The 22781-nt window shown below is 36.7% G+C and carries 20 protein-coding genes; all 20 read left to right on the plus strand.

Going from position 1 to position 22781, the window contains the following annotated elements; genetic code table 11:
• The first annotated feature begins 141 nt into the window (after positions 1-141).
• A complete protein-coding gene (yfmF, locus tag MHH81_RS06490; RefSeq protein WP_340919261.1) occupies positions 142-1419 on the plus strand; it encodes an EF-P 5-aminopentanol modification-associated protein YfmF in 1278 nt (425 codons plus the stop codon).
• The gene (gene yfmH, locus MHH81_RS06495; RefSeq protein WP_340919264.1) at positions 1412-2716 is read left to right on the plus strand and encodes an EF-P 5-aminopentanol modification-associated protein YfmH; all 1305 of its coding nucleotides are present in this window, start codon (positions 1412-1414) and stop codon (positions 2714-2716) included. Before yfmF ends, yfmH begins: the two co-directional genes overlap by 8 nt.
• Positions 2709-3440 (plus strand): elongation factor P 5-aminopentanone reductase, encoded by a 732-nt coding sequence (ymfI, locus tag MHH81_RS06500; RefSeq protein ID WP_340919267.1) that lies wholly within the window; start codon positions 2709-2711, stop codon positions 3438-3440. Before yfmH ends, ymfI begins: the two co-directional genes overlap by 8 nt.
• 123 nt (positions 3441-3563) lie before the next feature.
• Complete coding sequence (locus MHH81_RS06505) at positions 3564-4370, plus strand: DUF3388 domain-containing protein (protein ID WP_340919269.1); 807 nt, start codon at positions 3564-3566, stop codon at positions 4368-4370.
• 16 nt (positions 4371-4386) lie between these two features.
• Positions 4387-5238 (plus strand): helix-turn-helix domain-containing protein, encoded by an 852-nt coding sequence (locus tag MHH81_RS06510; RefSeq protein ID WP_340919271.1) that lies wholly within the window; start codon positions 4387-4389, stop codon positions 5236-5238.
• Between the two features lie 56 nt (positions 5239-5294).
• Positions 5295-5873: a CDP-diacylglycerol--glycerol-3-phosphate 3-phosphatidyltransferase gene (pgsA, locus tag MHH81_RS06515; RefSeq protein ID WP_340925146.1), complete on the plus strand. Its 579-nt coding sequence runs from the start codon at positions 5295-5297 to the stop codon at positions 5871-5873.
• Positions 5874-5888: 15 nt separating this feature from the next.
• The gene (locus MHH81_RS06520) at positions 5889-7145 is read left to right on the plus strand and encodes a competence/damage-inducible protein A (RefSeq protein ID WP_340919273.1); all 1257 of its coding nucleotides are present in this window, start codon (positions 5889-5891) and stop codon (positions 7143-7145) included.
• A 176-nt stretch (positions 7146-7321) separates the two neighbouring features.
• Entirely contained in the window at positions 7322-8383 is a 1062-nt protein-coding gene (gene recA, locus MHH81_RS06525) for a recombinase RecA (protein WP_340919275.1), read from the plus strand.
• A 37-nt stretch (positions 8384-8420) separates the two neighbouring features.
• The gene (locus MHH81_RS06530; protein WP_340919277.1) at positions 8421-8558 is read left to right on the plus strand and encodes a hypothetical protein; all 138 of its coding nucleotides are present in this window, start codon (positions 8421-8423) and stop codon (positions 8556-8558) included.
• A gap of 351 nt (positions 8559-8909) precedes the next feature.
• On the plus strand, positions 8910-10469 hold the full coding sequence (gene rny, locus MHH81_RS06535) for a ribonuclease Y (protein WP_340919279.1): 1560 nt from the start codon (positions 8910-8912) through the stop codon (positions 10467-10469).
• A gap of 127 nt (positions 10470-10596) precedes the next feature.
• Entirely contained in the window at positions 10597-11394 is a 798-nt protein-coding gene (locus MHH81_RS06540) for a TIGR00282 family metallophosphoesterase (RefSeq protein WP_340919282.1), read from the plus strand.
• An 85-nt stretch (positions 11395-11479) separates the two neighbouring features.
• Positions 11480-11746, plus strand: a complete 267-nt coding sequence (locus MHH81_RS06545; RefSeq protein ID WP_340919285.1) for a stage V sporulation protein S — start codon at positions 11480-11482, stop codon at positions 11744-11746.
• 311 nt (positions 11747-12057) lie between these two features.
• On the plus strand, positions 12058-13812 hold the full coding sequence (locus tag MHH81_RS06550; RefSeq protein ID WP_340919288.1) for a 2-oxoacid:acceptor oxidoreductase subunit alpha: 1755 nt from the start codon (positions 12058-12060) through the stop codon (positions 13810-13812).
• Positions 13799-14665: a 2-oxoacid:ferredoxin oxidoreductase subunit beta gene (locus MHH81_RS06555; protein WP_340919289.1), complete on the plus strand. Its 867-nt coding sequence runs from the start codon at positions 13799-13801 to the stop codon at positions 14663-14665. Before MHH81_RS06550 ends, MHH81_RS06555 begins: the two co-directional genes overlap by 14 nt.
• A 571-nt stretch (positions 14666-15236) precedes the next feature.
• Positions 15237-16784: a tRNA (N6-isopentenyl adenosine(37)-C2)-methylthiotransferase MiaB gene (miaB, locus tag MHH81_RS06560; RefSeq protein WP_340919291.1), complete on the plus strand. Its 1548-nt coding sequence runs from the start codon at positions 15237-15239 to the stop codon at positions 16782-16784.
• Positions 16784-17218 carry a RicAFT regulatory complex protein RicA family protein gene (locus tag MHH81_RS06565; protein WP_340919295.1) on the plus strand — a complete coding sequence of 145 codons (435 nt, stop codon included), beginning with the start codon at positions 16784-16786 and terminating at the stop codon, positions 17216-17218. Before miaB ends, MHH81_RS06565 begins: the two co-directional genes overlap by 1 nt.
• 160 nt (positions 17219-17378) lie before the next feature.
• Positions 17379-18365 carry a TAXI family TRAP transporter solute-binding subunit gene (locus MHH81_RS06570; protein ID WP_340919297.1) on the plus strand — a complete coding sequence of 329 codons (987 nt, stop codon included), beginning with the start codon at positions 17379-17381 and terminating at the stop codon, positions 18363-18365.
• A 74-nt stretch (positions 18366-18439) separates the two neighbouring features.
• The gene (locus MHH81_RS06575; RefSeq protein WP_340919299.1) at positions 18440-18949 is read left to right on the plus strand and encodes a DUF1850 domain-containing protein; all 510 of its coding nucleotides are present in this window, start codon (positions 18440-18442) and stop codon (positions 18947-18949) included.
• Entirely contained in the window at positions 18939-20948 is a 2010-nt protein-coding gene (locus MHH81_RS06580) for a TRAP transporter permease (RefSeq protein WP_340919301.1), read from the plus strand. Before MHH81_RS06575 ends, MHH81_RS06580 begins: the two co-directional genes overlap by 11 nt.
• A gap of 566 nt (positions 20949-21514) precedes the next feature.
• Positions 21515-22708, plus strand: a complete 1194-nt coding sequence (locus MHH81_RS06585; RefSeq protein WP_340919304.1) for an MFS transporter — start codon at positions 21515-21517, stop codon at positions 22706-22708.
• Positions 22709-22781: the final 73 nt, after the last annotated feature.

The raw sequence follows: 22781 nt of genomic DNA on the forward strand, positions 1-22781 counted from the left end.
AACTAAATAGCAAGGTAGTTTTCTATCTTAGATTTAGGGACCAAATTTATTTGGTCCCTATTTGTTTGTATTGATATAATTAGAACATGTATAGTGAATAGGTATATGAGATAAACTAGAAAGAAAAAGGGGGAAAACAACATGTTTCAACAGTTTGAACTTGCACATGGTGTTAAGCTTTACGTGCGACCGACAGAACAATTTAAAACCATTAACATATCATTTAAATGGAAACAGCAGTTAACCTTAGAACAAGCAGCGATTCGTTCGGTATTAGCAAATGTCCTTCAATATAATAATGCTGAGTATCCAACAAATGCTGCTTTCCGAAAGCGCTTAGATGACCTATACGGAGCTGTTTTGTATTTTGATACAGCTAAGAAGGGAAATCACCATATTTTTTCATTAAATGCTGAAACGGTGAATGATGCTTATTTGTCCAATGAAAAAGTAGTAGAGGAAGTATTCTCCTTATTACATACCGTAATTTTTAAACCAAATATGGTTGATGGGAAATTTGTTGATTCTATTGTGAAAAGAGAAAAAGAACAAGTGATTGAGCGCATTCAGTCCATGTATGACGATAAAACTAGATATGCCCAACAACGCTTACTAGAAAACATTCTACCAAATCATGCTGCGTCGATTACTGCTAATGGTACAGTTGCAGCAGTACAAGGTGTAACGAATGAACAGTTGGTTGATATGCATGAAACGCTTTTAAAGAAAGATGAATTGTCTATTTATGTAGTTGGTGATGTAAATATGCAAGAAATAAAAGATAAAATGGAGAAATATTTCCAATTTACAGCTAGGACAGCGCAACTTAAACAAGAAGTAGAAGCTCCAACAACAACAAATGATAAAGATTTTCTCCATGAAATACAAGATATGAAGCAAGGGAAATTGCACATGGCGTATCGTACGCCGATTACTTTTTTCTCGAAAGAGTTCCCAATAATGCAACTAACAAATGGGATACTTGGTGGATTTGCTCATTCGAAGATATTTATAAATGTGCGAGAAAAAGAAAGTATGGCGTATTACGCATCAAGTAGTTATTCCTCTTTATATGGCCTAATATTTGTCCTAGCAGGAATTGATTCAAACTTACAGGAAAAGGCCGTAAAACTAATCGATGAGCAATTAAAATCCATGCAAGCAGGAGATATAACAGATTTAGAGATCAATCAGACTAAATCGATGTTAAAGAATCAATTAAAAGAAGCATTGGATTCTTCAAGAGCTCAGATTGAAATTTACGATCAGTACAAAGAAATAGATGAATCATTTACGGTAGAAAACTGGGTTTCAAGATGGTCAAGTGTAACGAAAGAGCAAATACAACAAATGGCTTCTACAATAGAGAAGGAATTCGTCTATTTCCTTTCTGGTAAGGATGGTGCAGACAATGAATGAAACTTACTTTGAGCAATTAGAAGAAACGTTATATCATGAGCAGTTGTCAAATGGTTTAAATGTGTACATATTACCTAAAAAGGGGTTCTCTAAAACGTATGTAACGTTTACGACAAAATATGGCTCTATCGACCGTGAATTTATTCCTCTTGGTAAAGATAAGACTGTAATCGTTCCAGACGGGATTGCCCATTTTTTAGAGCACAAAATGTTTGAAAAGGAAGAAGGAGACGTTTTTCAGAAGTTTAGCGAAAAAGGGGCTTCTGCAAATGCTTTTACTTCTTTTACAAGAACGACTTATTTATTTTCTTCGACCGATTATATTTTAGAGAATACGAAAACCTTGCTTGACTTTGTACAACAACCTTACTTTACGGAACAAACGGTTGAAAAGGAAAAGGGGATTATTGCCCAGGAAATCACAATGTATGATGATCAACCCGATTGGCGTTTATACTTTGGAGCAATTGAAAATATGTATAAAGTGCATCCAGTGAAAATTGATATTGCTGGTACAGTAGAATCTATTAATAAAATTACAGCTGAACATTTATATGAGTGTTATAATACTTTTTATCATCCTTCGAACATGGTGTTATTTGTGGTTGGGGCAGTAGATCCAAAGGAAATGATGGCTTTTATTAAAGAAGATCAGGCTTCCAAGACATTCGAAGCTCCTCAAGAAATAACACGATTTTTCCCGGATGAGCAAAATGACGTTGACATAAAAGAACGAAAGTTACAAATGGATGTGCAAAAGCCTAAAGTAATTTATGGTATTAAATCCAATAATGTCAACATTTCAGGTGAAGAAATGCTAAATTATGAGTTGGCTATGCAAGTAGCAATTGAACTAGTTTTTGGACGAACATCTGCTTTTTATCAAGATGTTTATGATAAAGGTTTAGTTGATGAATCGTATTCCGCTGACTATTCCATGGAAAACGGGTATGGGTTCACCATGATTGGTTCGGATACATCGAATGCGGAGGAACTGACGCAAACAATTAGACAATCTATTTTGAATCATGCGAGTGAATGGGAATTTACCGTGGAAGACTTAAAACGAATTACTCGTAAAAAAATTGGCTATTTTTTAAGAGCTTTGAATTCCATTGAATACATTGCGAACCAATTTACACGATACTCATTTAATGATATGAATTTATTTGATGTGGTACCTGCACTCGAAAATTTAACAATGGAACAAGTGAAAGATGCGTTTGAGACTCTCAGAAATGAAAATGCACATACCGTATTTACAATTGTTCCATTTGAAAAAAATAAGAATGAGTAAAAAGTTTGCATTAGTTGTGGGGGCTTCGGGTGAAATAGGGCATGCTATTAGCCGTAGTCTTGCAGAAGCAGGATGGTCCCTATATTTGCATTACGCAAACAATGAAGAGCGAGTGAGTGCACTTGTAAATGATTTAGAAGAATCTTTTCCTACACAAGAATTTATGCTTATACAGGCAGACTTGAGAAAATCGGAATCGGTCGAAACGTTATCGAATTCCATTTTTACCATTCATTCGGTTGTATTTGCACAAGGACATAGCCTATTCAAAGGTTTAGAACAAACTACTTTAGAAGACATTCGCTATCTATTTCAGGTACACGTAGAACATCCCATGTTTTTAGTAGGAAAATTAACACCAAAGCTTCGAAAACAAACACACAGCTCGATCATTTTTGTTGGATCAATTTGGGGCGATACAGGTGCTTCATATGAAGTAGCTTATTCAGCAGCAAAAGGCGCTCAACACGCCTTTGTTAAAGCGTATGCGAAAGAGGTTGCTACACAAAAAATCACGGTAAATGCAGTAGCTCCAGGATTTATTGAGACAAAAATGAATGCCCATGTAGAGGAAGAAGCTCGTCAACAAATTTTAGAGGAAATACCAGCAGGAGTATTTGGCTCTACACAAGATGTAGCTAATGCAGTTGTATTTTTAACAGGTGAAAAAGCAACTTATATAACTGGTCAAATAATCCGTGTGAATGGTGGATGGTACATTTGAATCCAAAAGAAAAGAGATATTTTCGCGCTCTTTTCTTTTTTCCTTTTATTCAACTAAGAAATCATATATGATAGAACTTATAATGAAGTGAAACGTCATCTAAATAGAGAGGAAAGATTTAAAATGGCTAGTGAGTGGTTTTTTGAATACGAGATTCAAATAAATCGTCCAGGACTTTTAGGAGACATTTCTTCTTTACTTGGAATGCTACGAGTTAATATTGTCACGATTAATGGGGTTGACGAAGGTAGACGTGGAATGCTTATTAAAGCAGAAAAGAAAGAGAATATTGAACGGTTTGAACATATTGTTTCTACTATGGATACAATACATTTAACCAAATTTCGAGAACCTAAGCTGAGAGATCGTTTAGCTGTTCGCCACGGCCGCTATATTCAACGAGATGCGGATGATAAAAAAACTTTTCGGTTTGTTCGGGATGAACTTGGTCTTCTAGTGGACTTCATGGCTGAAATATTTAAACAGGATGGTCATAAGTTAATTGGAATTAGAGGGATGCCTCGTGTAGGTAAGACAGAGTCAGTTGTTGCAGCAAGTGTTTGTGCTAATAAAAAATGGATTTTCCTTTCTTCTACTATGATTAAACAAACAATTAGAAGTCAGTTAGCCGGAGACGAATTTAGTGATCGTAATATTTTCATTTTAGACGGTATCGTGACGAGAAAATCAAATGATGAAAAGCATCTTCAGCTTGTTAGAGAAATGATGCGTATGCCAACGATTAAGGTGGTGGAACACCCAGATATGTTTATCCAGCATTCTGAGTATTCTATTGACGATTTTGACTATATTATCGAGCTTCGACATAATCCTGATGAGGTTATTACTTATGAAATGATGGAAAAAAACCACGGATTGTCCGACAAAGGAATGGGTGGTTTTGGCGGATTTGGTGGATTTAATTTTTAACGGGTGGGTGTTTTAATTGACAGAACTTGGTGCTCGCTTAAAAGAAGCGAGAGTAGCAAAAGGTTTTAGTATTGATGATTTACAAGAAATAACAAAAATTCAAAAAAGATATTTATCTAGTATAGAACAAGGAAATTATGCAACTATGCCAGGTGCATTTTATGTGCGCGCTTTTATTAAACAGTATGCTGAAGCGGTTGGATTAAATGGAGACGAATTGTTGGAGACATACAAATCAGAAATTCCTTCTTCAGCAAGCGATGATGTTTCTAAAAATATACCTCCGACACCTACGAGAAGGACACTTGGGGGACAATCCTCCAATAGGTTTATGGAAATATTCCCTATGCTAGTTGTAGCATTATTTGTTGTTGCAATTATTGTTATTGTATGGACATTATTTCAGAGTGGACCGAAAGATGTACCAGAGGAAATTGACACAGAGACGGGCCTAACGATGGAAACAAAGCCGCCGAAAGAAGAAGTGAAACCACCGGCAGAAGAAGAGCCAGAAGAGCCAATAGAAGAAGTGGTTGAAGAGCCAGTTATGGAGCAACAAATTACAGTTGGAGCTACGCAAGGTGAAAATACTACATATGATTTAACTGGAGCAGAAGGCTATGAAGTGAAGGTAGTTGCTACAGGAAAATCATGGTTATCTATTCAAGATCAAAATGGTGTAGAAATGATGCAGCCTGCAAGAGAAATCCAAGCTGGTGAAACATTTACATTAGATGCTAGTAATGCAGAGCGAATTCGTATCAGAGTAGGGTCTACTCCAAATGCATCTGTATATATAAATAATCAATTAGTTGAATATCCATCTGAAAGAACACCACAAAATCTAGTAATACAGTTTAACAAATAGTCATCTATAAGATGGCTATTTTGTTTGAAAATGAAAGGAGCTTACTGCAAATGAAAATGAATATACCAAATCAAATCTCTATGTTCCGAATTTTTTTAATTCCAGTATTTATGTTATTTATGCTAGTAGATTTTAACTGGGGAGATGTTAGTTTTCTTGGTGCGACTATTCCTGTAGGTCATTTAGTTGGAGCAATTATTTTCATCATTGCATCGATCACAGATTTTATTGATGGGTATTACGCGCGTAAATATAATCTAGTTACAAACATGGGGAAATTTTTAGATCCATTAGCGGATAAACTGCTAGTATCTGCTGCCCTCATTATTTTAGTTCAGTTTGGTATTGCACCAGCTTGGGTTGTTATATTAATTATTAGCCGTGAGTTTGCTGTAACAGGACTTCGTTTAATTCTAGCAAACGAAGGAGAAGTAGTAGCTGCAAACCAATTAGGTAAAATTAAAATGTGGACACAAATTATAGCTATTTCTTCCTTACTATTAGGAAATGTATTTTTTGAACTATTTAACTTTCCATTTGATATGATTATGTTATATGTTTGTTTATTCTTTACATTATGGTCTGGATTCGATTATTTCTATATAAATCGTAAAGTATTACTGGATTCTAAGTAGGAAGGAAGTTTTTCCATGAAAGCTGAAATTATTGCTGTCGGTTCGGAATTGTTGTTGGGTCAAATATCCAATACAAACGCACGATTTATTTCTTCCCAATTAGCGGAAATAGGTATCGATGTTTTTTTTCATACAGTTGTAGGTGATAATCCAAACCGTTTATTAGATTCGATTAAAATTGCAGAAGAACGAGCAGATTTAATCATTTTTACAGGTGGATTAGGGCCAACTAAAGATGACTTGACAAAAGAGACGATCTCAAAGCATTTGAACAAAAAACTTGTATTCGATAATAATGCAATGATTTTTATTGAAGATTTCTTTAAACGAATTAATCGTGAAATGACCGAAAATAATAAAAAGCAAGCACTTGTACTTGAAGGGTGCACGGTTTTAGAAAATAAACATGGAATGGCACCTGGTATGTTATTAGCTACTAAAAGTCATGCCTATATGTTACTTCCGGGGCCACCAAAAGAAATGGAACCAATGTTTCAATTTGAAGCTAAACCATTGCTACTAAAACTTTTACATAATGAAACAGTAATTATGTCACATGTTATTCGCTTCTTTGGAATTGGCGAAGCAGAATTAGAGACGAAAGTGCAAGATTTATTAGACAATCAGACAAATCCAACGCTTGCTCCACTAGCATCAGACGGAGAAGTTACTTTAAGACTTACTGCTAAAAGTAATACAGAAAAGGATGCTTGGCAAAGGATCGAAGCTTTACAGGCCGAGATTCTACATAGAGTTGGCAAGTTTGTGTATGGTTATAATAATGACTCGCTTGCTTCCAAACTACGAGACATCTTAATCGAAAATGAGTTAACGATTTCTGCTGCAGAAAGTATGACAGCGGGTTTATTCCAATCAGAACTTGCAGCTGTACCTGGTATGGGTGAAGCATTAGTAGGTGGAATGATTACTTATACAGAAGATGTGAAAATAAAACAATTAGGTGTTAATGAAGCGATCATTAAAGAGTTTAGCGTTGTTTCTAGTCAATGTGCAGAAGAAATGGCAGTTCGGGTGAAAGAAAAATTTAATACGAATATTGGTATTGGAATAACTGGAGCGGCTGGACCAGATGGACATGGAGGCCAACCAGCGGGTACTGTTTGGATTGGTATTGCTTACGGAGAAATGGCACCTATTTCATATAAATTGAGCCTCTCAGGTATGAGAAATACAAACAGACTTAGAGCAGTCAAATTTACCATTCACTATTTAATACGATTACTTCGTGAACAAGGGAATGCAAGAATTTAATTTTGAACATAAAAAACGGCCCAAAATCTAATTTTGAGCCGTTTTTAGTTACTAAAATGAAATAGTTGTGAAAAATAAACGAATAAACGTTCGCTTTTTTCTTGTATATTTCTCAAAAACCGAGTATAGTAAGAATAGGATTAAAAAAGAGAATATCTTTTAAGGAGGAAATGCAGTTGAGCAATGATCGTAAAGCGGCTTTAGAAATGGCTTTAAAACAAATAGAGAAACAATTTGGTAAGGGTTCGGTTATGAGACTAGGAGAAAAAACCGATCGTCAAATTTCTACATCTTCCAGTGGTTCATTAGCACTTGATTCAGCACTAGGGATAGGTGGATATCCACGAGGACGTATTATTGAGATTTATGGACCAGAAAGCTCAGGTAAAACTACAGTAGCACTTCATGCAATTGCAGAAATCCAAAAAACTGGCGGTCAAGCCGCTTTTATTGATGCAGAGCATGCGTTGGACCCAGTTTATGCTCAAAAACTAGGGGTTAATATTGACGAATTACTTTTATCACAACCAGATACAGGGGAGCAAGCGCTTGAAATCGCAGAAGCGTTAGTACGTAGTGGTGCAGTAGAAATTTTAGTAATTGACTCAGTTGCAGCTCTAGTACCGAAAGCGGAAATTGAAGGAGAAATGGGAGATTCACATATTGGTCTTCAAGCACGTTTAATGTCACAAGCATTACGTAAGCTTTCAGGTGTTATTAACAAATCTAATACAATTGCTATTTTTATTAATCAAATTCGAGAAAAAGTTGGGGTAATGTTTGGTAACCCTGAAGTAACACCAGGTGGACGCGCACTTAAATTTTATAGTTCCGTACGTTTAGAAGTAAGACGTGCAGAGGCTATTAAACAAGGGACGGATATCGTTGGTAACAAAACGAAAATCAAAGTAGTAAAAAATAAAGTAGCACCTCCATTTAAAACAGCAGAAGTTGATATTATGTATGGAGAAGGAATTTCTCAAGAAGGAGAAATTGTCGATATTGGATCAGACCTTGATATAATCCAAAAAAGTGGTTCTTGGTATGCGTATAATGAAGAACGCATAGGTCAAGGTAGAGAAAATGCAAAGCAATTCCTAAAAGAAAATCCAAATACTAAAAGCGAAATTGCATCTAAAATTCGTGAATCACTCGGGATGACAGGTAGCTCGGTTACAGTAGAAGCTCATGAAGAGGAAGAAGACGAAGAATTCGACTTATTATTGGACGAAAAATAATATATCTGAAAGCCTCTCCATTTTGGAGGGGCTTTTTTTGATAGATAAAACAGTATGTGAAATCACGGCTGTTGATTATCCAATTTACACCATTAAAATTTTACAAGAAATGCGAGTTCCAAGCGCTCCAAAAGCACCTATACATAGAGTGTCTAGTGTGTTATCACCATTTTAATAAGCAATTTACTGGGTACTTTTGGTTAATCAACACGTGTGATATTAGTTAAAGCTTTGTGCTTTATCTTTCTAGAAGAGTATATAATCCTCAATCTGAGGATACCCATTTACAACCATTTACAATTGTTCCTACTTCTTGACCCTCAAGCATTTGTACTAATAGAGGGGCCCCCTTACCTTTTCTTTATAATATTCATCCCGTTTCCTTGACAGAGTATTTCTACATCTATACAATTAAAATTGTATAATTTCTTTTCTTTATAAAATGATGAAAAAGGCAATACATGTAATGCTTTTAGCATATATGTGCCGACTGAAACTTAAAAGTATAGCAATAGGGGGTGTTCAAATGCCATATGAAATTATCATCTCCGCTTTGCTTGGCCTGATTGTCGGTGCTCTTTTTGGTTATAATTATCTGAAAAAAGTGAACGATTCTAAAGTGACTGGTGCAAAACAATCTTCAGCACTCATCTTAGATGAAGCAAAGCGAGAAGCTGAAGCATTGAAGAAAGAAGCACTATTAGAAGCCAAAGATGAAACTCACCAATTACGAACTGAAGCAGAATCTGACATCCGTGAACGCCGTATGGAACTGCAAAAACAGGAAAATCGGTTATTACAAAGAGAAGAGAATCTTGATCGAAAAGATGATGCTCTAAACAAGAGAGAAGTTGGCCTTGAGCGTAAAGAAGATGCTCTAACCGAAAGACAACAGCATATCGAACAGAAGGAAAGTAAAGTGGACGAACTAGTTGCATTGCAACAAAGCGAGCTACAAAGAATCTCTACTTTAACAAGAGAAGAAGCAAAATCAATTATTCTTCAAGAAGTAGAAAATGAACTTGCTACAGATATTGCTGTGATGACGAAGGAATCAGAAACAAGAGCGAAAGAAGAATCGGATAAAAAATCTCGTGAGATCCTTTCACTTGCTCTACAACGATTTGCAGCGGATCATGTAGCAGAAACAACAGTTTCGGTTGTTAATTTACCAAACGATGAAATGAAAGGTCGAATCATTGGTCGGGAAGGTCGAAACATTCGTACGCTAGAAACTTTAACAGGTATCGATTTAATTATTGATGACACACCAGAAGCTGTAATTCTATCTGGATTTGATCCAATACGAAGAGAAACTGCCCGTTTAGCACTCGAAAAACTAGTGCAAGATGGACGAATTCATCCAGCCCGTATTGAGGAAATGGTAGAGAAGTCTAGAAGAGAAGTGGATGAACAAATTCGTGAAATTGGTGAACAAACAACGTTTGATATTGGTATTCACAATTTACATCCTGATCTAATGAAAATTCTTGGCCGATTACGTTATCGTACAAGTTATGGGCAAAATGTGTTGAAGCACTCAACTGAAGTAGCTTACTTAGCTGGTCTTTTAGCAGCGGAACTTGGAGAAGACGTTACGCTTGCAAGACGTGCTGGTTTACTTCACGATATTGGGAAAGCAATCGATCATGAAGTCGAAGGAAGCCATGTAGAGATTGGTGTGGAGCTTGCAACGAAATATAAAGAACATCCAGTAGTCATTAACAGTATTGCTTCCCATCATGGAGATACAGAAGCTACTTCTGTTATAGCAGTATTAGTTGCTGCTGCAGATGCACTGTCTGCTGCACGTCCTGGCGCAAGAAGTGAAACATTAGAAAACTATATTCGTCGTTTAGAGAAACTGGAAGAAATTTCAGAATCATACGATGGAGTAGAAAAATCTTTTGCCATTCAAGCAGGAAGAGAGATTCGTATTATGGTTCGTCCTGATCAAATTGATGATTTAACTGCTCATCGTTTGGCTAGAGATATTCGTAAACGAATCGAAGAAGAACTTGATTACCCTGGTCATATTAAAGTGACAGTAATCAGAGAAACAAGAGCTGTGGAATACGCTAAATAAAAAATGATTTCAGACTTTTGAAAAACACTTTCAATTAGTCCGAAGTAGAGTTTTATTATGTTAGATTTTAGTATTACAAGGAGGCTTCGAAAAGAAGCCTTTTTTTCGTGAGAGGACGTTAAAAGAAATGAAGATTTTATTTATAGGTGATATCGTAGGTTCAATTGGTAGAGATACATTAGAAAGCTATTTACCAAGATTAAAAAGAAAATACAGTCCAGATGTTGTTATTGCAAATGGTGAAAATGCTGCTGCTGGCCGTGGTATTACAAAGAGCATTTTTCAATCCCTGTTACACATGGGAGTGGATGTTGTGACAATGGGTAACCACACATGGGATCAGAAGGAAATTATGGACTTTATTGATGATACGGATTACTTGATTCGTCCAGCTAACTTTTCAGATGAAGCTCCAGGAAAAGGTATGACATCCATTACAAAAAATGGACATACTGTTTCGGTCATTAATATGCACGGTAGAACATTTTTACCGCCTCATGACGATCCATTTAAAAAAGCTACAGAACTAGTAGAAGAAGCACAAAAATTATCGCCTATTATTTTTGTTGATTTTCATGCGGAAGCAACAAGTGAAAAAATTGCGTTTGGATGGCATTTAGATGGGAAAGCATCCGTTGTAGTAGGCACTCATACACATGTTCAAACGGCGGATTCACGAATCTTACCTGGAGGAACAGCTTATATAACTGATGTTGGAATGACGGGCCCATACGATGAAGTGTTAGGGATGAAAAAAGAAGACGTATTATATCGTTTTCAAACAAATATGCCTACTCGCTTTGAAGTACCGAAAAGTGGACGTTCTGTATTAAGTGGTTTCTTTGTTGAAGTTGATAACTTCACTGGGAAAGCAATTCATCAAGAACGAATTTATATAAACGATGATTACCCATTTAAGGGATAAAAGAGTCTAAAAAAATTCTCCCAAGCATAAGTTAGTTTATGAACGAAAGCAAGTTCATAATCTAGCGATAAAAGGAGAAATTATAGTGGATTCTTTAAAAGTATCTTCTCGATCTAACCCCAATTCAGTTGCTGGTGCATTGGTTGCAGTAATTAGAGAACAAGGGTATGCAGAAATGCAAGCAGTTGGTGCTGGTGCATTAAATCAAGCGATAAAAGCGATTGCTATTGCAAGAGGATTTGTTGCACCTAGTGGCACAGACTTAACTTGCTCCCCTGCTTTTACGGATATTATTATTGCAGGTGAAGACCGAACTGCTTTGAAGTTATTGGTAGAAAAAAAGTCGAAATAAATAGGAAGTCGCTACTGACAACAGTAGCGGCTTCACTTTTGGTCATTAAATAGGGACAGCCCACATTTTAGAATGTATTGCTTCGCTAGTTTCGTGGTAGTGAAAACTTTTCTCCTGCGCAAGCTCGTCGCAAAGGGGTTGACCAAAAGTGACTTTTGGTCAACTCCTTTTCTGAATAAAATGTGACAGTGCTTTTCCGTCAAAGGTCTGATTTTTTTTAAAAATACAGTGAATACATAGTGAATAATGCTACTTCATGATAAACTAATGAAGGAAAAAAGCATTTAACCAGATAGTAAGGAGATGTTTATATGTTGCAACAGCTTTCTTGGAAAGTAGGAGGGCAGCAAGGAGAGGGTATTGAAAGTACAGGGGAAATCTTCTCAATGGCTATGAATCGCCTCGGATTTTACCTATACGGATACCGTCATTTCTCTTCTCGAATTAAAGGTGGCCACACAAATAATAAAATCTGTGTACGTCCAACGCAAGTACGTACTATTTCAGATGATTTAGATATTTTAGTAGCATTTGATCAAGAAACAATAGATGTCAATTACAAAGAGTTAACTGAGAAAAGTGTTATCTTGGCAGATGCGAAATTTTCACCAGAAGTACCAGAAGACTGTGTTGCACCAATGTATGTAGTTCCATTTACAGAAGTTGCGGCAGAACTGGGTACATCTCTTATGAAAAACATGGTAGCAATCGGTGCTACTTCCGCTTTATTAAACTTAGATAAGGCGGTATTCCAAGGGGTAGTAGATGAGATTTTCGGCAAAAAAGGTGTAGAAGTTGTCGAGAAGAATATGCAAGCAATCCAACATGGCTACGATACAATGGCTGCACAATTAGGTGATCGTCTAGGTGAGTGGGAGCTTGCTCCAGCAGACGGAAAACACCGTATGTTCATGATAGGTAACGACGCAATCGCAATGGGTGCATTAGCTGCAGGTGTTCGATTTATGGCAGCTTATCCAATCACTCCTGCTTCGGAGATTATGGAATACATGATTAAGAAACTACCGTTATTTGGTGGAGCAGTTATTCAAACAGAAGATGAAATTGCAGCTGCTACAATGGCGATTGGATCTAACTATGGTGGGGTACGTGCATTTACAGCTTCAGCAGGACCAGGATTATCTCTAATGATGGAAGCAATTGGTTTGTCAGGTATGACAGAACAACCACTTGTCATTGTCGATACGCAACGCGGTGGCCCATCTACAGGACTTCCTACAAAACAAGAACAATCCGATCTTATGCAAATGATTTACGGGACACATGGTGAAATTCCAAAAGTTGTAATTGCACCAAGTACCGGAGAAGAAGCGTTTTATGATACAATTCAAGCTTTTAATATAGCAGAGGAATTACAACTTCCTGTTATTATTTTATCTGACTTACAACTTTCACTAGGTAAACAAACGGTAGAGCCATTTGACTATTCGAAAATTGACATTCGTCGCGGTAAATTAGTACAAAATGAAGAAATTCCAGAAGCAGTAGACAAATCTTACTTCAAGCGTTTTGAAGTAACAGAGGATGGCGTTTCACCACGTGTTTTACCAGGAACGGAGCATGCAATTCACCATGTTACTGGGGTAGAGCATGATGAAACAGGGAAGCCATCTGAATCGGCTTCTAATCGTATTGCTCAGATGGACAAGCGTCTAGGAAAACTAAAGTATATTAACTTTAATGAACCTGTTTACGTGAACGCACCTTATGAAGAAGCTGATATATTATTTGTTGGATTTAATTCTACAAGAGGTGTTTTAGAAGAATTACAGCAAACACTAATTTCACAAGGAATGAAAGTGAATCATGCACATATTCGATTAATTCACCCATTCCCAGCAGAAGAAATGCAACCACTTGTTGCAAATGCAAAAAAAGTAATTGTTGTTGAAAACAATGCGACTGGTCAATTAGCAAGCATTTTAAAAATGAATGTTGGCGGTCATGATAAAGTGATCAACGCAACGAAATATGACGGTACACCATTCTTACCATTACAGCTTGAAAAACAAGTAAAGGAGTTGCTAACAGATGGTAACATTTAAGGATTTTCGTAATAATGTAAAACCAAACTGGTGTCCAGGATGTGGTGACTTTTCTGTTCAAGCGGCTATTCAACGAGCGGCAGCCAATGTTGGCATCCAACCTCATGATTTAGCAGTAATTTCTGGTATTGGTTGTTCTGGACGTATATCTGGATATATCCATTCATATGGTTTCCACGGTATTCATGGTAGAGCACTACCGATTGCACAAGGCTTAAAAATGGCCAATAAAGACCTTCACGTAATCGCTTCTGGTGGTGACGGTGACGGCTTTGCCATCGGTATGGGTCATACAATTCACTCTATTCGTCGTAATATCGATATAACATACGTAGTCATGGACAATCAAATCTACGGACTAACAAAAGGTCAAACATCTCCACGTTCAGCGGAAGGTTTTAAAACAAAATCAACACCAGGTGGAGCAATCGAACCATCTGTAAAACCGCTTGAATTGGCACTTACATCAGGAGCAACATTTGTAGCACAAGGATTTTCTTCGGATATTAAAGAGCTAACGGCAATTATTGAAGCGGGAATCAATCATAAAGGGTTCTCATTTATAAATGTGTTTAGCCCTTGTGTAACATACAATAAAGTAAATACGTATGATTGGTTTAAAGAAAACCTAACAAAGCTTTCTAATGTGGAAGGCTACGATCATACAAATCGTGAAGAAGCAATGAAAATGGTAATGGAAAACGAAGGACTTGTAACTGGTATTATATATCAAAACGAAAATGCTCCATCTTACCAAGCACAGGTTCCTGGATACTCTACAACACCACTTGTAGATCATGACTTAAAAATGAGCGAAAAAGAATTTAATGCTTTGATACAAGATTTCATGTAATGAAAGCAAAACTACCCACGTATTCGATAAATACATGGGTAGTTTTTTTTTGCTTAGAAATGAAGTCAATTTTCTACGAGCAATTAAATATCCAGACGCTGGTGCTTGCAATTTTTTAGCAAATCGCGAGATAACCCGATCGAAATGCAACATAGTATGTCCAAATCGCAAGATCGAGCCTACGAATCGCAAGAATACCGCCTCAGAATAGCAAATCACAAGATAACCCGATCGAATCGCAACATAGTATGTCTAAATCGCAAGATCGAGCCTGCAAATCGCAAGAACACCGCCTCAGAATACCAAATCGCAAGATAACCCGATTGAATCGAAACATAGTTTGTCCAAATCGCAAGATCGAGCCTGCAAATCACAAGATCTCAGCTCCAAATCGCAAGAAATCACATCTGGAAACATATCCTAAAAAGGAATCCTTAAAACTGTTAATAATTGCATATTATGACCAATTAAGCACTTTTAAGCTTTATACCTTGTAGCTATGGCTTGCTATTCAGTATAATAGGTTGATGGGTATAGTTATTAGTTACGAACGAAAGAAAGGAGAGTTCTTATGAACGAGGAATCACGTTTACAAAGTACTCAAGTGAAGGAACCTAATTCTCCGGATAAAAAATCCGAAAAGGATTATAGTAAATATTTTCAAGCAGTTTACACTCCACCATCCTTAAAAGAAGCAAAGAAACGCGGTAAAGAAGAAATCGCATATCATAATGACTTTGCAATCGCGGAAGAATTTAGAGGAATGGGACAAAATCGTAAATTTTATATTCGAACTTATGGCTGTCAGATGAATGAACACGACACAGAAGTTATGGCTGGTATATTCATGCAGCTAGGCTATGAACCGACAAATACGGTAGACGATGCAAATGTCATTCTTTTAAATACATGTGCTATTCGTGAAAATGCAGAAAATAAAGTATTTGGTGAGCTTGGCCATTTAAAACACCTTAAACGAAATAATCCAGACGTTTTAATCGGTGTTTGTGGCTGTATGTCCCAAGAAGAATCTGTAGTAAAGAAAATATTAAAAACGTATGATCAAGTAGATATGATTTTTGGAACACATAATATTCACCGTCTCCCTAACATTCTAAACGAAGCATACCTTTCAAAAGAAATGGTAATTGAAGTTTGGTCTAAAGAAGGCGACGTTATTGAAAACTTACCTCGCGTTCGAAAAGGATCTATTAAAGCTTGGGTAAATATCATGTATGGCTGTGATAAATTCTGTACATATTGTATCGTTCCTTACACACGAGGAAAAGAACGTAGTCGTCGTCCAGAGGATATTATTCAAGAAATTAGACATCTTGCGGCTCAAGGTTATAAAGAAATAACATTATTAGGGCAAAACGTAAATGCTTACGGAAAAGACTTTGATGATTTAGAATATCGTTTTGGTGATTTAATGGACGATCTTCGAAAAATAGATGTAGCAAGAATTCGCTTTATGACGAGTCATCCAAGAGATTTCGATGATCATTTAATCGAAGTCCTTGCAAAAGGTGGAAATTTAGTAGAACATATTCATTTACCTGTTCAATCTGGATCCTCTGATATTTTAAAAATTATGGCCCGTAAATATACAAGAGAGCATTATTTAGAACTAGTTCGTAAGATTAAAGCTGCCATTCCAAATGCATCATTATCAACAGATATTATTGTAGGATTCCCGAATGAGACAGATGAGCAATTCGAAGAAACAATGTCTCTCTATAAAGAAGTAGGTTTCGAAATTGCTTATACGTATATTTATTCTCCTCGAGAAGGTACACCAGCTGCAAAAATGATTGATAATGTGCCGATGGAAGTGAAAAAAGATCGATTACAGCGTTTAAATAAGTTAGTAAACGACATGTCTGCAGAAGCAATGAAAAAGCATGATGGTCAAATTGTAGAAGTGCTTGTAGAAGGTGAAAGTAAAAATAACCCGGAAGTACTTGCAGGCTATACAAGAAAAAGTAAGCTAGTAAACTTTGTTGGACCAAAGGAAATTATTGGTCAGCTAGTACAAGTAAAAATTATTGAGGCAAAAACATGGTCACTTACTGGTGAACTAGTTGAAATGCCAAAAGGACAAAAGGTGGAAATATAATGACTACTAAATATACACGAGACGATATTATCGAAAAAGCAAAAGAAATTGCGACAATGATTGCAAATACAGAAGAAGTTGAGTTCTTTAAACGTGCAGAAGCACAAATTAATGAAAATCAAACGGTGCGAGAAAAAATTGCTAGCCTAAAAAGTTTACAAAAACAAGCGGTGAACTTCCAACATTTAGGTAAAGAAAAAGCTTTAAATATGATCGAAGGTAAGATTACAGCAATTGAAGAAGAAATTGATAATCTTCCAATTGTACAAGAATTTAAACAATCACAAGGTGATGTCAATAGTCTTCTACAATTAGTTGCAAACTCTATTTCAAACAATGTAACAAACCAAATCATTGAAGCGACAGAAGGCGACTTACTTAGAGGCGAAACGGGCTCGAAAGTAAAAAATACAACGTATGATAGCTGTTCTTAATTAAATTTAAACCGATGGATACTATGTTAGTACATTAACATAGTATCCATTTTTTATTCGTCAAAATATACTGATTAATTTAATAGTTTGACAATTTAGTTGAGAGGTGTGGTAAAATTAATATTGGGTGGGAAAAATAGTTATAAAGGGGGAAAATAGTTTGAGGAAAAAACAGTTTAAATGGTTAACAGTCCTAAGTGTAATTGCTCTATTAGTATTATCAGCTTGTAATTCAACTGATAGTGGTTCTGGAGAAGGATCTGGAAAAACTAAAGAGGATTATGATTTTTTAAGTATATTAACTGGTGGCACACAAGGGACTTATTATGCACTTGGAGGGACATTTGCGGATTTAATTTCAACAGAAACAGGAATTAAAACTACTGCCGAAGTTTCTCAAGCATCAGCTGCGAATATGACAGCGATGCAAAGTGGCGAAGGTGAAATTGCTTTCGTACAAACGGACATTGCTTACTATGCAACGGAAGGTCTTTTAATGTTTGAGGGTAAAAAAATTGATACTATATCTGCTTTAGGCGCGCTTTACCCAGAGACAGTACAGTTAGTAACTTTAGCTGATTCAGGTATTAAATCATTCGAAGATTTAAAAGGCAAAAAAGTTTCTGTAGGGGCACCAGGTTCTGGTACTTATGCAAACGCAGAACAATTACTTGAAATTCATGGATTATCAATTGAAGATGACATCGAAGCCCAAAACCTAGACTTTGGAGAGTCAACAGAAGGAATCCAATCGGGACAAATCGACGCTGCATTCATAACAGCAGGTTATCCAACAGGTGCAGTGGAAGCATTAAACGCTACAAATAAAGTATCTATCATCCCAGTAAGTGCTGACAAAGCAGAAGCATTAATCAAAAAGTATCCATATTATGCGGTAGATGTGATTCCTGCAGGGACTTACGGATTAGAAGCTGAAGTGCCAACAGTATCTGTACTTGCAATGATAGCGGTTAAAAAGGATCTTCCTGAAGACCTTGTATACGAAATGACAAAAGCGATTTATGATAACACAGAAAAAATTAGCCATGCAAAAGGTACATTTATAAAAGCTGAAACTGGATTAAACGGTATCAATATTGAAGTTCATCCAGGTGCTCAAAAATATTTTGATGAAGTAAACAAATAATTAAACAGTAAATGAGAGGCTCTGTTGCGAATAGCTTCGAGCCTCTTTTTGATAAAGTGGGGTATAGTCACTACGTGAAAAAAAAACTTGCAACGCTTTTCATCTTTCTCGTGATTTGTTTCTTCTTTATTCCATTTTGGACGGCGTTTACCTTTACGGAAACAAGAAATGAAAACCCAAGCCTTCACTATATATCATTAAATGACGTTAAAGATTTTCAGATTGTTTTTACCCACTCCATTCATCTGACCGATGTTATTGAAAGTTATAAAGTGCTAGATTCGAAGGAAATTCGTTTAATGTCGATGAAATACAGCGATGTCGCAATTGGTATGCCGAGTTATGCGGAGGAGGGTCAAACATTACTATATGAGGATGGGATTTACACGTTGCAATACAATGAAGCAATTTTACCGAATTTTACCTTACATATTGGTGATGTCGACTATAGGTTGAATTTTATATATGGGGCAAAGTATTTTAATTTAAAAGAGGAGCTTGTAAGAGGTAAGTCATATTTGTTCGAAGTGAAGAAACTTTCTTTATATGAAAAAATGAAAGGAGTCAAATTGAATGGACGATAAGAAAAACTCCAAACTTCAAGACAATCATTTTGAAGAATTGTCAGCAGAGGAACAACAGGCAATTTTAGAAAAGTACGACCTGGAATCGAATACACGTACTTTAAGTGGGGTATTAAAATATGTTATTTACATTGGCTTAATGGCATTTTCTTTATTTCAGCTGTACACCGCTATTTTTGGTCAATTTCCAGCGCAAATTCAACGAACAGTCCATCTAGGATTCGGGTTAGTATTTGTTTTCTTACTATTTCCAGCACGGCGAAAACTTTCGAAAACAAAGATTCCATTTTACGATTTTATTTTAGCAGCAGGAGCGATCCTGGTTGGAAGCTATTGGACGATTAATTATCATCGTTTAGTACAGAGCTTAGGCGCGCTAGAGGGAATGGACTTTTTCGTAGGATTAGTTGCAATCGTACTCGTTTTAGAGGCGGCAAGACGAGCTGTAGGTTTGCCAATTACAATTATTGCTATTTTGTTTTTAGTGTATGCATATTTCGGGCGCTATTTCCCGGCTTTTATGGCGCATCGTGGGCAAAGTCTTGATAATATCGTTAATTTAATGTTCTATACGACGGACGGAATTTTAGGAACGCCACTTGCCGTTTCTTCGACATATATTTTCGCGTTCTTATTATTCGGTGCGTTTTTAATGAAAACCGGCGTTGGTGAATATTTTAATGATTTATCTGTTGCGGTTGCAGGCAAGCTAATAGGTGGTCCCGCGAAAGTAGCGATTTTCTCATCTGCCTTGCAAGGAACGATTTCAGGAAGCTCTGTAGCAAACGTAGTAACATCAGGTGCTTATACGATACCGATGATGAAATCGCTTGGCTATAAAAAGGAGTTTGCTGGTGCAGTAGAAGCGTCCTCATCCACTGGTGGACAGTTGATGCCACCAATTATGGGAGCAGCAGCGTTCTTAATGGTTGAATTTATCGGAAGAGGCGTGACATACTGGGATATAGCTAAAGCCGCTGCAATTCCTGCTTTACTTTATTTTGCTGGCATTTGGATTATGACGCACTTTGAAGCAAAGCGCTTAGGACTACGTGGTTTAACGGATGAGCAAATGCCAGACCGTAAAGAAATTTTAAAAAAGCTTTATTTAATTTTACCGATTTTCTTAATTATTGTTTTGATGATGGTAGGGGTTCCTGTCATTCATTCTGCATTATACGGCATACTCGCGTGTATCGTTGTAGGTATGATTAATAAAGAAACGCGAATAGGCCCTCTAGATATATTGGATGCATTGGTTGATGGTGCACGCACAGCTCTAGGAGTTGTAGCTGCTACTGCATGTGCTGGGATTATCGTAGGAGTTGTTGTTAAAACTGGATTAGGTTTAAGTTTAGCAACGAGCTTAGTAAAACTTGCTGGCGGAAGTATTATATTAACATTGTTCTTTGTGATGATTGCGTCTCTTATTTTAGGGATGGGCGCTCCTACAACAGCTAACTACGTGATTACTTCGACGATTGCAGCGCCAGCTATTATCGCATTGTTAGCACCTGATGTTCCACAAAGCGCTGTACCATTAGTCGTGTTATTATCCGCACATTTCTTCGTGTTCTATTTCGGAATTATCGCGGATATAACCCCACCTGTTGCCCTCGCCGCCTTTGCTGCATCTGGTATTTCAGGTGGAGATCCAATAAAAACCGGAATAGAAGCTTCGAAGTTAGCAATAGCTGCTTTTATTATCCCTTATATGGTTGTATTCTCACCAACATTATTAATGATAGATACAACCATACCGGAGATAATTTGGGTTGTATTTACTGCGATGACCGGAATGATTTCAATCGGTGCAGGAATTGTTGGATTTTGGTATCGAAAAGTAACGTGGATTGAAAGAATATTCGCAGTTGGTGCGGGACTATTACTTATCTATCCAGAAGGCTATTCAGATATCGCGGGGCTAATCATTTTTGCAATATTATTAACAATTCAATACTTAACACGAGAAAATGATAAATCAATAGTCGTAGCTTAGCATAAAGGGAGCTTCCAATAAGCCCATAAATTGAAGCAGGTGTAGAAAGACGAGTCTTTTTCTACACCTGTTTTTTGTATACTTTTTATTAAACTACTTTTTTTGTAGGCAATTGATTGTAGTGAAAGACGGCGACTCCAGCGGGAATAGCGTGAGCTGAAGGCCCCGCAGGAGCGAACAAAGGAACGAAGGCTAAGAACGCCACCTCGTGTGGCAACGCCTTCGTGACCAACATCGTGTTGGCCTGAGGAGAATGAAGCCATGCCCGCGGAAAGCGTCCGTCTGAAACGGAAATCATTACATTGGGAAAGGGACCATTTCTCAGTCTCTATATGACTTTAGGGACAGCCCCTTTTTTATATAATGTTGTTTATAGAAAACGTATGGTGGATTAAACAGAAAATTGTTATAATATGGATATAAAAATAATGCAGGTAGAAAAAACTTCTAAATCCCCCAAAGGTTCTTCTACTTGCTTTCAGTTAAAGGAGTTTTTCAATGAATTGTCCAATTTGATCCCTTAAATCACTTTAATGATTATCATTAATTAAATATGGGGGATAATAATGAAGTCAAACAAGAACTTTCTTTTGTTAATGCTAGGTCAATCCGTCGCAAATTTAGGGGACGTATTTTATATTGTAAGTGTTATTAGTATATTATTTGGGTTAACAGGTTCTGCCGCTATTGCCGCGTTTGTTCCTTTTACGATTGCTTCCACGATGTTTATTTCGAGTTTGTTAACACCTTTAGTAATCGGAAAGTGGCGTTTAAAAACGTTATTAGTAGGATCACAAATTGGAAAAACAATACTATTAATCGGACTAGGTTCTTTTGTTTTTCTGTTTTTACAAGATACGAATTATTATTTCATCTTTTTCTTCATTGCCGGAATAGCGCTTCTAGACGGCTGTGCGAATCCGATAATGCATACTTTTTTTCCTTACTATGTGGAGGATGAAAAGTTAGTAAAGGCTAATAGTATAGCTGAATCTACTACTCAAATAATTCAAATTGGAGCATGGTTTTTCGGAGGACTGTTATTGCTTGTAATTACTACAATTCAATTAATCTGGATTGTATGTTTTCTTTTTGTATTGTCGTATCTATTTTTGAGCTTCCTTCCACATGTGAATCATATAGAGGAAAGAGAACAAAATTTTTGGCTACGACTTACCGAAGGATGGAAGAGTATTGGTACAACTCCAGTGCTGAAAACAACGATTCAAATGGATATTTTAGAGACAATTGCTGGAACGGTGTGGATTGCTGCTATTGTTTATGTATTTGTCGAGCAAGCACTACATGTCGGTGAACAATGGTGGGGCCTGATAAATGGAGCGTTTTTCATTGGCTTATTAATAGGTAGTCTATATTGTTTGAAATTTTCTCATCTTGTTGACCAATATAAGTACCGTTTTATATTCGTAGGAGCCTTCATTTCAAGTATCTTAACTATATTATTTAGTACAACAAGTAATCCTGTGATAGCACTAATTCTATCAGCAGGCATTGGTATGTTTGGCCAACTTAAAAATATCCCACAAGGAACAATAATTCAACGAAGCGTTACACCTGAAAAACTTGTAACTGTATATACATCGATGGGAGCAGTTGTAACAGGTGTATTTGGGATTTCTTCGTTATTTATTGGAATATTAGCAGATTTACTTGGAGTGCGTGCTGTATTTATCGTGTCGAGCATACTATTAGCCGCAGTAAGTTTAATTGCATTTAAAAATAAACGATTATTTGTATAACAAATGAGGGAGAGCCTTCAGTGAGGGCTCTCCTTTTAGGTGGCTTCGTGGATAACTAGTGAAGAAAAATGAT

This window comes from Psychrobacillus sp. FSL H8-0484, from assembly GCF_038005325.1.
GTDB lineage: Bacteria > Bacillota > Bacilli > Bacillales_A > Planococcaceae > Psychrobacillus.

Excerpts from the sequence above, each read along its gene's own strand:
- MHH81_RS06585 (WP_340919304.1), top strand. The coding sequence starts at position 21,515 with ATGAAGTCAAACAAGAACTTTCTTTTGTTAATGCTAGGTCAATCCGTC.
- MHH81_RS06540 (WP_340919282.1), top strand. The coding sequence starts at position 10,597 with ATGAAGATTTTATTTATAGGTGATATCGTAGGTTCAATTGGTAGAGAT.
- MHH81_RS06580 (WP_340919301.1), top strand. The coding sequence starts at position 18,939 with ATGGACGATAAGAAAAACTCCAAACTTCAAGACAATCATTTTGAAGAA.
- MHH81_RS06555 (WP_340919289.1), top strand. The coding sequence starts at position 13,799 with ATGGTAACATTTAAGGATTTTCGTAATAATGTAAAACCAAACTGGTGT.
- MHH81_RS06505 (WP_340919269.1), top strand. The coding sequence starts at position 3,564 with ATGGCTAGTGAGTGGTTTTTTGAATACGAGATTCAAATAAATCGTCCA.
- rny (WP_340919279.1), top strand. The coding sequence starts at position 8,910 with ATGCCATATGAAATTATCATCTCCGCTTTGCTTGGCCTGATTGTCGGT.
- MHH81_RS06565 (WP_340919295.1), top strand. The coding sequence starts at position 16,784 with ATGACTACTAAATATACACGAGACGATATTATCGAAAAAGCAAAAGAA.
- miaB (WP_340919291.1), top strand. The coding sequence starts at position 15,237 with ATGAACGAGGAATCACGTTTACAAAGTACTCAAGTGAAGGAACCTAAT.
- pgsA (WP_340925146.1), top strand. The coding sequence starts at position 5,295 with ATGAATATACCAAATCAAATCTCTATGTTCCGAATTTTTTTAATTCCA.
- ymfI (WP_340919267.1), top strand. The coding sequence starts at position 2,709 with ATGAGTAAAAAGTTTGCATTAGTTGTGGGGGCTTCGGGTGAAATAGGG.
- yfmF (WP_340919261.1), top strand. The coding sequence starts at position 142 with ATGTTTCAACAGTTTGAACTTGCACATGGTGTTAAGCTTTACGTGCGA.
- yfmH (WP_340919264.1), top strand. The coding sequence starts at position 1,412 with ATGAATGAAACTTACTTTGAGCAATTAGAAGAAACGTTATATCATGAG.
- MHH81_RS06550 (WP_340919288.1), top strand. The coding sequence starts at position 12,058 with ATGTTGCAACAGCTTTCTTGGAAAGTAGGAGGGCAGCAAGGAGAGGGT.
- MHH81_RS06520 (WP_340919273.1), top strand. The coding sequence starts at position 5,889 with ATGAAAGCTGAAATTATTGCTGTCGGTTCGGAATTGTTGTTGGGTCAA.